This window comes from Planococcus sp. APC 3906, from assembly GCF_030407685.1.
Classification (GTDB): Bacteria; Bacillota; Bacilli; order Bacillales_A; family Planococcaceae; genus Planococcus; species Planococcus koreensis.
The window spans coordinates 1-11429 of record NZ_JASDCW010000047.1; the positions used below are offsets into that span (position 1 = coordinate 1).

12 protein-coding genes are annotated in these 11429 nt (G+C 46.9%); 5 read left to right on the forward strand and 7 right to left on the reverse strand.

Annotation, left to right across the window (positions count from 1 at the left end):
- Positions 1-55: 55 nt before the first annotated feature.
- Positions 56-481, forward strand: coding sequence for a hypothetical protein (locus tag QMA09_RS16460; RefSeq protein WP_290213893.1), 426 nt, complete (start codon positions 56-58; stop codon positions 479-481).
- Between the two features lie 157 nt (positions 482-638).
- The gene (locus tag QMA09_RS16465) at positions 639-911 is read left to right on the forward strand and encodes a hypothetical protein (protein WP_290213894.1); all 273 of its coding nucleotides are present in this window, start codon (positions 639-641) and stop codon (positions 909-911) included.
- Between the two features lie 179 nt (positions 912-1090).
- Here QMA09_RS16465 and QMA09_RS16470 read toward each other — a convergent pair whose 3' ends face one another.
- The 4 genes from QMA09_RS16470 to QMA09_RS16485 form a co-directional block, all read right to left on the reverse strand.
- The gene (locus QMA09_RS16470) at positions 1091-2686 is read right to left on the reverse strand and encodes an ABC transporter substrate-binding protein (protein WP_483313563.1); all 1596 of its coding nucleotides are present in this window, start codon (positions 2684-2686) and stop codon (positions 1091-1093) included.
- Positions 2687-2895: 209 nt separating this feature from the next.
- Complete coding sequence (locus tag QMA09_RS16475; protein WP_290213895.1) at positions 2896-3348, reverse strand: hypothetical protein; 453 nt, start codon at positions 3346-3348, stop codon at positions 2896-2898.
- Entirely contained in the window at positions 3332-4156 is an 825-nt protein-coding gene (locus tag QMA09_RS16480; RefSeq protein ID WP_290213896.1) for a DUF3100 domain-containing protein, read from the reverse strand. The genes QMA09_RS16475 and QMA09_RS16480 overlap by 17 nt, the downstream gene beginning before the upstream one ends.
- A 34-nt stretch (positions 4157-4190) precedes the next feature.
- Positions 4191-5393: a M20 family metallopeptidase gene (locus QMA09_RS16485; protein WP_290213897.1), complete on the reverse strand. Its 1203-nt coding sequence runs from the start codon at positions 5391-5393 to the stop codon at positions 4191-4193.
- 307 nt (positions 5394-5700) lie between these two features.
- Between QMA09_RS16485 and QMA09_RS16490 the strand changes: the two genes are divergently transcribed.
- The 3 genes from QMA09_RS16490 to QMA09_RS16500 all read left to right on the forward strand — a co-directional run bounded on the left by QMA09_RS16490 (position 5701) and on the right by QMA09_RS16500 (position 8894).
- Positions 5701-6483 (forward strand): DUF4240 domain-containing protein, encoded by a 783-nt coding sequence (locus QMA09_RS16490; protein WP_290213898.1) that lies wholly within the window; start codon positions 5701-5703, stop codon positions 6481-6483.
- 206 nt (positions 6484-6689) lie between these two features.
- A complete protein-coding gene (locus tag QMA09_RS16495) occupies positions 6690-8075 on the forward strand; it encodes a hypothetical protein (protein ID WP_290213899.1) in 1386 nt (461 codons plus the stop codon).
- A 171-nt stretch (positions 8076-8246) separates the two neighbouring features.
- Complete coding sequence (locus QMA09_RS16500; RefSeq protein ID WP_290213900.1) at positions 8247-8894, forward strand: lytic transglycosylase domain-containing protein; 648 nt, start codon at positions 8247-8249, stop codon at positions 8892-8894.
- Between the two features lie 64 nt (positions 8895-8958).
- Here QMA09_RS16500 and QMA09_RS16505 read toward each other — a convergent pair whose 3' ends face one another.
- The 3 genes from QMA09_RS16505 to QMA09_RS16515 form a co-directional block, all read right to left on the reverse strand.
- Positions 8959-9222, reverse strand: coding sequence for a GlsB/YeaQ/YmgE family stress response membrane protein (locus QMA09_RS16505; RefSeq protein ID WP_135502536.1), 264 nt, complete (start codon positions 9220-9222; stop codon positions 8959-8961).
- Positions 9223-9311: 89 nt separating this feature from the next.
- A complete protein-coding gene (locus QMA09_RS16510; RefSeq protein WP_290213901.1) occupies positions 9312-9854 on the reverse strand; it encodes a cysteine hydrolase family protein in 543 nt (180 codons plus the stop codon).
- 328 nt (positions 9855-10182) lie between these two features.
- Positions 10183-11037 (reverse strand): site-specific integrase, encoded by an 855-nt coding sequence (locus tag QMA09_RS16515; RefSeq protein ID WP_290213902.1) that lies wholly within the window; start codon positions 11035-11037, stop codon positions 10183-10185.
- Positions 11038-11429 lie beyond the last annotated feature (392 nt).

The following is an 11429-nucleotide window of genomic DNA, read 5'->3' on the forward strand; positions in this document are numbered from 1 at the left end:
TGGTACTCTCAAATGAGATGGCATCTAACAGCAAATGGAAGGAGGAATAGCGAAATTGAATCCATGGCCATTTCTGCTAATTAATTGGAGTGCAATAATCCTTGGCAACATCGCTTTAATAGTATGGTTCAAGAAAAGCAAGTCTGTTGAAAGCAAAGTAATCTTCCAAACAAGCGGCCTTCTTTTGTTGATTACGGACTTGTTTTTCGCTCATTTAGCGTACGATTGGATTTACCCGAACGAAAGCTATGAACATACAATCGGATTAGGCTTAGAGCTCGTCGTAGGTTTCATCACCTTTTTCAGCATAATTGTACTGGGCGTTCTCGGTTTGATCGAAGTTAAAAATCAGCCGCAGAACCTGCTGACAATTACTTCCCTTATGTGTCTGACGGCGATATTCTTTCCCTTCTTTTTGGTTATTATCGCTGTGATGCCGGTCATTCTAATTTTATTAAAGCTATATAAAAACCGACGTTGAAGCGGATAATAGTCTTGTTGATTTAGGTGCATCCCCATTGCTGAAGAAGTATTACAGCAGTACTTCCACTACTTGAAATTCTTCAGGAATCCTATAGGTAGAAAGTGGCAAGGTGAACTTTAATTAAAAAACGGATTTTAAGGATTGGTGAAGGGTAATGCGAAAATTAGTTTCTGCTGGATTTGTCTCACTGATTGTCTTAGTAAGTGGCTGCAATCATGCAGATTTGAATGTCTCAGAAGACCAGGCGAAGTCCAAAGTAATCGAACTCCGCTCCGGCCACATTGGCAATGTCGAAATTCTTTCAATAGAACTAAAAAGAAAAAATTATATAGTTGAGTGGGAAAATGAAGAAAATTGTGAGCACGGCGTGGATTCTGTCGATGGTGAAAATGTGGAAATTGAATTGATTTCAGCTGAGATTTGTTGATGAACAGGACCTTGAAATGCGTCCTTTTTTTGTATTGGCTTAACCTTAATCATGAAGCAACTCGCAGCAACTCCTAACTGGTTTTACTTTCATTGCATGTGAAACCGAACAGAACAATAAAAAGGATGGCTCCCCAATTCATTGCTGAATTGCGGAGCCATCCTTTTCTCTTTGCTGTATTATTCAAATTCGATTTTCGTCGTGATGACTCGGCCTGTCGGATGCGGATCGAACCCGGTGATGTTTTTTTTGCCGGCAAGAGTGGGTGACGTGTGGACGAGCGGAATGACCGGCGGATCTTCGTGCATGATTACTTGCGCTTGTTTATATATTTCATTGCGCTCTTCTTGATCGGTCGTTGTTCTTGCTTGGTCCAGGAGCTTATTCAACTCCGGATTATCGTATTGCGTCGAGTTGGTGGAACCGATATTGTCACCGTGCCAAAGCGTGTAAAGGAAGTTATCGGCATCTCCGTTCATGCCCGTCCAGCCGAGCAGGAATGCATCTGCTTCACCGTTCAACGCTTTTTCGATATAAGTGGCCCACTCAAACGTCACGATTTCAGCTTTGACGCCGATTTCTGCAAAGTTGGACTGCAGGTATTCAGCGACTTTCGCACCGTCAGGCATATAAGGGCGCGAAACCGGCATCGCGTAAAGTTCCATTTCAAAGCCGTCTGGAAGCCCGGCTTCAGCAAGAAGCTCTTTGGCTTTTTCGGGGTCGTATGGGTACGGTTCGATGTCGTCGTTATAGCCTTCAACAGCCGGAGGAATCGGGTTTTTCGCGGCAATCGCCCCTTCACCGAAGAACGCCTCGACCAATGCGTCTTTATTGACCGCGTGGCTAAGCGCCTGGCGGACAAGCGGGTCATCGAAAGGTTCGTGTGTTAAGGTCATGCCCAGGTAGCCAAGGTTAAGGGGCGGCCTCGAGAACAGGGCCAATTCCGGGTCTTCTTCAATCTGTGCGTGATTCTCCGAATCCAAGCCGGCAATCAAATCCACTTCGCCACTCAGCAGTGCATTGAGGCGGGCGGAATTGTCCGGGATGGTGCGGAAAATGACTTGTTCAAGTTTCGGATAGCCATCCAACCAGTATTCGCTGTTTTTCTCAAGAACGATGCGGTCGTTGCGTACCCATTCTTTGAAGATGAAAGGTCCGGTCCCGACCGGATTGCTTTTGTATTCTTCGCCGGATTTTTCAATCGCTGCCGGACTTGATATCGAAAGCGGCGTAAGCGCCAGGTCTTTTAGCAGCGTCGGCTGCGGGCCGTTGAGCTTGATCTCTACGGTTGACGCATCCACAGCACGAACAGAAGCGATGTTATGCGCAGCGTCCGCTTTATAGCCGCCGAACACGCTGCCGTACATCGGAAAGTTATCCGCGTTGCCGTTCATCCATCGTTCGAAATTAAAGACGACGGATTCAGCATTGAAATCCGTTCCGTCGTGGAACTTCACACCTTCGCGAAGCGTAAACGTATACGTGAGGCCGTCTTCCGACTCGTTCCATTCGGTTGCAAGCATTGGCTCTACCGTTGTTTCACCTTCCGCAAACGTCGTCAGCGTCTCTAAAATACTTTGGGCGACGTTTTCCGATTCGCCATCGGTCACTTCTGACGGATCCAATGACACCGAGTCGCCGCCGCGGGCGAAAATGAGCGTGTCTTGCGCAGCTGCAGATTCTGAGCCGCCGGATTCTTCGCCGGAACAGGCCATTAAGATAAAGGGGGATAGGCAAATTAAGATAAACATGACTGTGATGGATCTTTTATTCATTCGATCACTCCTTGGTTTGGGATGGGATTGCTGCTGTATGTACATGTCTGCTGGAAATAAAACCACTGCCGAAATTACAAAAAAGTTTTATTCAGCTGGATCCTTTAGCCATAAGATAAACGTAAAACAAGCCGGGTTCTTCAGGTGAATTCCTGAGGGACCCGGCTTGTTTGTATTGGGCCCAGCGCAAAATGCGTTGGTTTAATTCGTCAAATAATGCCTTGCATGCGCAAAATCACTTCTGCGATGACAGCGGAACCTAAGAAAGTGCCCAATAGCACGAACATGCCGATAACAATGGTCCGCCAGCCCAATTGCACGAAATCGAACCACGAACGGCCAATCGACACACCGGCGTATGCCAAAATCGGGGTAGCAATGGCAAGGAGGCTGACTTCAGCCGTCCATGCGACAATTTGTTCCGAAGCGGGCATATTCGGAAGGGTCAAAATCAACCCGAGAATGCCGATATAGGCGATGCTTGGCAGTTGGAAAGGCAGGAGCCTGTGGATGACCAAACCGGCTAAACTGATGCCGATCAATACAGCCAATCCTGGCAATGCGTCAAGTGGCATGATGTCATAGCCGATCCAGTTGCCGATCAGCATGATGGCGCCGATGATGATAAAAACGATGACCCATTCTTTAAGATTTCTTAACATCTTCGGCACCTCCTGCAGCTTTCAGATCTCTTTTTCTGGATAGGATTTCATACATTTTCACTGTCAACGGCAAGCCGACGAAAATACTCATATACAAGCCGGAGACGGACGAGATGAGGTTGCTGACGCCGGAAAAGGCGGTCAGTTCTGCACTCATATCCGGATAGGCGGCGATAAGCGGCCCGAGTGATGCCGCTGCCATACTGCCGCTCCCGACGCCAGTCGCCATCGCAAAGGACAGGGGATGAATGGGCGTAACGGTTGCCAGGAAACCTGAAATCAGCCCGATGAAAATCGAACCGAAAACGGTGCCGAATATGTACATCGCCATGACGCCGCGGCCTTCAGGAGAAGACAAGCCGTATTTATCGGTGATCAACGCCAGATTCGCTTCCCGGCCGATTGAATGCGTCATGCCGATGCTTTCCCGTTTCAATCCCAGGAAGACGGCTAACGGGAGGGCCAAAAAGATTGTTCCGAGATTCCCGAATTCCTGCAGCAAAAGGGCAGGTCCAGCTTCAATGATTTGCGGGATGGCAGGGCCGGCCTGCACGCCGAATTTCGCGATCAGCACGGCAACCGATAAAAACACCAGGGGTTCCGCATTGATCGATTGTTTGTCGCTGACGAGCGGCGTGAAGTACAGCGCCAGCCCGATAATGACCGCATACAGCATCGGCAATAATAATATGGCACCCGGCCCGAGGGGGATCGAATGTGTGCCAATCGATTCTGCAACAATGACAATGGCGAGCACAACCAAGTGCAAGCGCCAGTCTTTCCATAACTTCAACGATTCCTGAGCCAATGTCCATCTCTCCCTTAACGTGCTTATTGCGTTTTTATTGAGCCGCTTCCGCTTCTTTTGGGGCTTCGTTTTTCTGGTAATTCAACGTGGCTGAACCCAGCACCTTTGCAGCAATCAGCAAAGCGCGTTCATCGATATCGAATTTCGGATGATGATGAGGGAACGTTTCCTGCGCTTCGGGATTTTGGGCTCCGGTGAAGAAAAAGGTTCCTTTGACATTTTGCAGGTAATAGGAAAAATCTTCTCCTCCCATGACCGGCTCGGTTTCATTGACAGCTTCCACGCCCGGCACCTGAGGGGCGAGCGCTGCGACAAATTCCGTTTCTTCTTTGTGGTTGACCGTTGTGGGGTATCCGCGGGTATAAGTATATTCATACTTCGCGCCTGCCGCATAACAGGTTCCTTCGATGATCCGCCCGATTTCCTGTTCAACCAAACTGCGGACGTCCTCTTTGAACGTACGGACTGTGCCTGACAATACAGCGGTATCGGCAATGACGTTAAACGGGTTTTTGGCTTCGAAGCTACAAACGGAAACCACTGCCGATTCCAACGGATCAACGCGGCGGCTGACGATTTGCTGCAAGTTGCCGATCAATTGGCCGCCGATGACAATGCTGTCTTTTGTTTGGTGGGGATAGGCGCCGTGCCCGCCTTGCCCGATAATCTTAATATCGAAGCGGTCAGGGGCTGCTTGAAGCGGGCCGGAGCGGTAGGCGATTTCGCCAAGCGGCATCTGGGCTTGCAAATGGGTCCCGAAGATCACATTGACGCCGTCCAAACAATTGTCTTCAATCATGGCAACCGCACCACCCGGCAATAGTTCTTCAGCGTGCTGATGCAGGAACAATACGGTTCCTTCGATATCCGATTTCATGCCGTTCAATGCTTTGGCCAACCCCAGCAATGTTGCCGTATGGCCATCGTGCCCGCAGGCGTGCATGACGCCATCATTAACCGATTTGAACGGAACATCGGTTTCTTCCTGTATCGGCAGCGCATCAAAGTCAGCACGCAGCGCAATCGTTGGACCGGGTTTATCTCCTTTTAAGTAAGCCAAGACACCATTGCCGCCGACATTCGCGCGGACTTCATGCCCTAGTTTTTCATGGAAGTCTGCGATATACTTTGCTGTTTTTTCTTCTTGGAACGACAATTCCGGGTTTTGATGAAGGTGGCGCCGAATTTCAACAATTTCTTCGTATAGTTCGTCTAAGCGGCTGAATAATGGGTTCAAATGAATGCACTCCTTTTAATCCTTAGGATTAGTTTGATTTTTCTCACATTAGCATACCTATGCAGCTCTGTACATGGAATATACAATTTTGAGTCCTTAGGCTTATTACGGTGGCCGAAATTTTTTAGGCGAAGCTGAAAAATGGTCAAAATGAATGGCGGGCAATTGGCAGGGAAAAGCTGGAGCGAAAAAACTTTAGCATTCCGGATTCCGGTTAATGGTTTACCGAAAAAATGCAGCCTCTTTCCGCTGAAAAATAAGGTAAAATTAAATGCATAAGACGTAAAAAAGGATTCGGGGTGTTCAAGTGGATAAGTCGCTCGTCTGCATTACCAAATATTCCAATAAATTCTGGAAAATCAAAGTACAAGGCACTATGTTTATCGTTTCCTACGGGAGGATCGGAACGGTGGGTTCAATGAATAGCCGGGAGTTCGCAACTGAAGAGCTTTGCCGGAAAGAAGCTCACAAGCTGATCGAGTCGAAGTTCAAAAAAGGCTACCGGGAAATTGAGGATGAAGAAGAGGGCGTTCAAACGGCCGGCATGCCGGAAGAAACGTTTTGGGAATTGTTGGCCTTGGCGCATAAAAAAGGGGAAGACTGGGAAGAACAGCTGGAATGGCTTGTTGCCAAGCTTTCCAAAAGACCGGTGAACGACATCATCCAATTTGATTTTCATTTCAACCGGAATTACTACCGTTCGTATACGTCCGATTTGTGGGCGGCAGCGTATATCATCATGGGCGGCTGCTCGGATGATGCCTTTGATTATTTCCGTGCCTGGCTTTTGTATCTTGGAAAAGAGCCCTATGAAGCGGCAATCCGCAATCCCGAAAGCGTCATCCCGTATCTGAAAGAATGGGATACCGACATATTTGAATTCGAAGATTTCCTTTACACGGCAAGCTTGGCGTTCGAAGAAAAGACGGAAATGGACCAAGAAGCTTACCTCGATCTTTACTGGAGACTGTCAGGAGATGATTACGAACAGCCGGAAATGGAATTTGACTGGGATGAAGACGATGAAGAAGGGCTTAAGAAAAAGTTCCCAGTGCTGTGGGAAGTGTATGGGGCGAATCCATTGGGTTAGAGTCATGCAGAGTAGAACAGTAAGGCGAAAAACAAAGCATATTTTCAGTCGTCAGAGAACAGCTTGGCTGTTCTTTTTTCTTTGCTTTATCAAACCTTTTGGAATATATTAGGTAGTAGAAATAAAACCAATAATTAACAATATTTATTGTATATTACATGGAGACAAGAAAAGTTCTTAAAATGAAACTAGTGAGGTTAGAAAACATGAAAACTAAAGCTTTATTGCTAGTGGCAAGTGCATTGCTGCTGGCTTCTTGCGGAGAGCAAGAAACGCAAGAAAAGGAAGAAAAAGAAGCAGCAAAAGTAGAGAAACCTTTGGCGTTCTCTATTAACGAGCCCCAGAAAATAGAAGGTGTAGTGGAATATGACATCATCAATGTATCCGCATCCGAACAGATCAAACCACCGAACCCAGCTTCCGTTACCACGGTGATGGAAGTGGAAAATTCAGATTCCAGGTTTCTCGATATGACCGTCAAAGTGAAGAATTTGAATTCAGCTGACAAGACAGCGCCAGAGCTGATCGATGTCACCTATACCATTGGCGGACAGGAGTATGCTGCTTTCCAGAAAAATGAACACAATAATGCGAGTATGTTGAGGGACGGGGAATTCACTTCCATTGCGCCATTAAGCAATGCGGTCGTCCATTATATTGCAGAAGTGCCGAAGTTCGAACCTGAAGAAGAAGTACAAATAAAAGCGGAAATCGGGGGCAAGGCGTACCTATCCGAATTCACCCTTGAAGGTTTTAATGGAAAGAAAGAGTTTATTTCCATTGGAGACACACTGGAAGTGCCGCAATATGCGAATTTATCGCTGGAAAACATGTATTACACTGAGCGGGTGGAGCCGCCGAATCCAGGTTCCGTTTCCGGTTTTTATGAGCCTGAAGCCCAGTCCAATACATTCCTGGTTTTGGAAACGAAAGTGAAAAATCTTAAATCAGCGGAACTTCAAGCTGATTCTGTATTTGCCGCAAAAGTGATTTATGACCAATACTATGAATTTGATGGGTTTCCTGAGCTGATTAGTGCAGATGGAACGAATTTGGAGCCAGCGAACATTACCTCAATCCCTTCTTTAAATGAAAATACGATCCTATATATCCTCGAGTTGCCAAAAGAGTTGAAGGATTCCGAAGGTGTAGTGTCTATTTGGTTCAATAATGATTATTATCACGTTGAGGTAAACAACCAAGTTTCGAGCAAACAAGCGCGCGTGCCTGAGGAAGCGAAGTCTTCTGCAGCCAGCGGAAATAATGGGGACATCAGCCCAAGCGATGGCAGCGCACCGACTGAAATGGATGGGGAACGCCAAAGTGCTCCACAAGGCGATTTCAAAAAAGGGCATACACAGATGACGACTGAAGAGACCTTGGCTTTGATTTCCCATAATGAAGGCATTGATTTTTCCACGCATAGCTATGATATGTCTTTTGATGAAAACGATTATTTAATCATCGATGTTGGGTTGGGGCAAATGGCCGTCGGCACCTATAAGATTGACGGAGATGGAACGTTGCTGCAATTGGATGTTGCAAACGGCGTTTATCTGCCGGCGGAACAAGTAACGGATGGCGGTTCATAATCTGTTACAGCAATCAACAAAAACAAGCAGTTGCAGGAATCCCAGCAGCTGCTTGTTTTTTATTGATTTAAGTAAAATAATTTTCAAATATTAAACAGTTTTGCGGCCTTTGTCTCTCTGCACCAGTCTATGTGGTAAAATGGGGAAAATACTCGGTTAGGTGTGGAAATGATGAAAAAGAAAACTAAAACGAAAAGGCGCAGGCGGCTCAAGCTCTGGGTGATGGTCATGCTTCTTCCTGCAACGGTCGTGATGGCTTCGATATTGATCATGGTTTTTTACACGATCATTCCGGATGCGATCAAGCACAATATAAAAGAGACGCCAAAGAATTTATTTGAAATCGAATTGCCTGAAGAAAACATCCCGCTGTACCAAGAAGCGGCGGACGCATACGGCATCCCGTGGACGCTGCTTGCTGCCCATCACCGCATTGAAACGAAGTTTTCGACGATGGACCCGCTCCTGTCGCCGGTCGGGGCTGAGGGGCATCTGCAATTCATGCCGTGCACATTCGTCGGCTGGACCTATCCGTCTTGTTCAGGGCTTGGCAAAGGGGACATTCCGGAAGAGGCTAAAACCGATCCGGCAGTCATTGCTGAATATGGCGGCTACGGCGTTGATGGCAATCAAGATGGTGTCGCAGATCCTTATAATTTGACCGACGCATTATACAGTGCGGCGAATTACCTGTCGAAAAACGGCGCAGCAAAAGGGGAGTTGGAACGTGCAATTTTCCAATACAATCACAGCGATGAATACGTGGAAGATGTGCTGCATTATTACCATCTGTACGAAAAGGACTACGCAGCCGAATAGGGGCTGCACATAAAAAAATCCCGTCAGCCATATGGCTGACGGGATTTTTTAAGAATGTGTTAACTTATGCTCTTCTGCGGCCTTTGCGCATTGAACCCATGATCAAGCTCAATACGAAGACTAGGATTAAAGCACCGATCAATGCAGGGACGATGAATACTCCCCAAATTTCTGGACCCCATTGTCCTAATAACATGCCGCCTAGCCATGCTCCGACGATACCGGCGATGATGTTACCAATAATTCCGCCCGGAATGTCTTTGCCTAGAATCATACCTGCTAGCCAACCGATAATACCACCCATGATCAAGTAAAGAAGAAATCCCATTTGTTCCAGCTCCTTTTAAGTTATGAATAATTGCTTACACTCTAGATATAACCTGAATTGGGACATTTGAAACATCGAATTGAAAAAAATTATTTCAGCTCAGCTCCGAGCGTGTTTTTGAAATGGCGCAAAGCCCATGCATGCCCTTCCGGATCGAAGCTCGCAACAGCCTCTTCGTGGACAACGATACTATATCCTTTATTGTAAGCATCGGTCGCTGTATGGAGGACGCAGATGTCCGTGCAGACGCCAACGATATGCAATTCCTGGATGCCGCGCTCTGACAGCATCAGCTCCAAATTCGTTCCTGCAAAAGCGCTGTAACGCGTTTTGTCCATCCAAATGATGCTATCCTGGTGTTTTTCATAAACATCGGCAAGCTTCCCATACAGATTTCTGCCAGCGGTCCCGCGGATGTTGTGGGGAGGGAAGAGCTTGGCTTCCGGATGCAATTCATCTTCCCGTTCATGCAGATCCACCGGAAATACCGTAAAATTGCCTTCTGCAACAAAATCTTCGACCAATCCGCAAATCTTCTCCTCGATTTCCTGTCCCGGTTTGCCGACCGTCAACGCACCATCGTCTGCGACAAAATCCACTGTATAATCCACTACCAATAAAGCTTTTTTCATGTTTATCCTCCTCTTTTAGTAGCTCCAGAGCCATAATGCTGGCTCTTGCGAACAGCTTTATACTGCCTTTCAATACCATACCCAAATTTCGTATGGCAATCGCAAATTATTTTATTGATATTTGTCAGAAAAATTTGTATACTCTCTAAAAGGAGATGACAGCTATGCAATATGAAAACGTAGAAAAATTAAACCGCCAAGGCCTCTGGTTCGTTGTCATTCACACATTAATCCTGTTTAATTTCGTAATCGACTTTGAGTTTTTCATGTAGACACTTAAACGAATAGCCTGTCCCTGTAACGGGGACAGGCTATTTTTTTGTGCTGGTTAATCTCTTTTTAGCCGAGTCAGAGATTCTTTCAGCATGCGGGAAGCGGAATCGAGCGAAACACCGAGAATTTCCTGGATTTCCTCAAGGTTCTTATGTTCCACCGCATACAGGTAATGCACGTACGCGAAGCGGATGTCGCCGGACCGGATCGGCGTGCCGACAAAATCCGTCAAGGCCTCGGTATAATCCGACAGCGAACCCATTTTGAACATCGAAAAGCCGTCTTTCGTTTTCGATGACAATAAATACGGTGTGTTGCGGAAAACAGCGCGCTCCATTGCATCCCGCAGCACCGGAACTTCTTTGCCGGTGAACTCCAATTGGCAGGCATAGCCGTCTTTCTTCTCGAATGTCAGCGCAAGCGTATCGCCGTGATCAGCAAAATCATCCACTTCGATGGCCACCATATCCCGCAGGCGCAAACCGCGCATATATAGAAGGAACAGGATTTTCGCATTCAACGACAGCTGGCTGGACTCCAAGACAGCTTCTTTCTTTTCCAGCAAATCTTCGTAATTGATGTGGATGTCCGCCGGCGTCAAATCAAGCTTTTGTGTCAGTTTGAACTTCGGCATAAAATCCACCGGAATCTTCCCGATCTGCCACATATAATCAAACCATTGCCGGATATGGATCAGCTTGCGGTTCAACGTGCTGTCTTTGATGCCGGTTTCGTGCTGCTCCTGCAGGAATTTCTGGATATCAGAGGGCCGAATTTCATGCGGCTCCACCGTTTTTTTATAAGTTTTTCGAAGATAAGCGAAGAGCGCACGGATCAATTGGACCTCGTGGATGACCGTATTCGGGCTAATGCCGTTTTTCAAGCGGTACTTCTCATAACCATAAGGCATAAAGCAACACCTCTTCTCATATTTATTCCTTAATTATACCATTGTTTCAAAAGAATAGAACGTACTTTCCCTTGTGGAAACGCGACAGGACAGGGTTTTACTCCGCTTCGGTCGCTCAGGATAGACTTACGCAAAAAGCCAGGCAAAGTATGCCTGGCTTTCTGCTTCGCCCAGCCCGTGTTCGCGCCTGCGCTGCGTAAGATCCTTAAAAAAGAGTGTAGTAAAATAAAGCTATTAAGAATAAGAGAATTGAAAAGCAACACCCAGATAGCATTTCTTTTTATATTAAGTGCTTATCTAGCGAAGGCGCGACAAAGGGTTAGGCGAAGCTATGAGGCGGGTGTTCTTCCCGACTCATGGCGGGAGCCATGCCCAAAGCGTCCGGAGCGGCA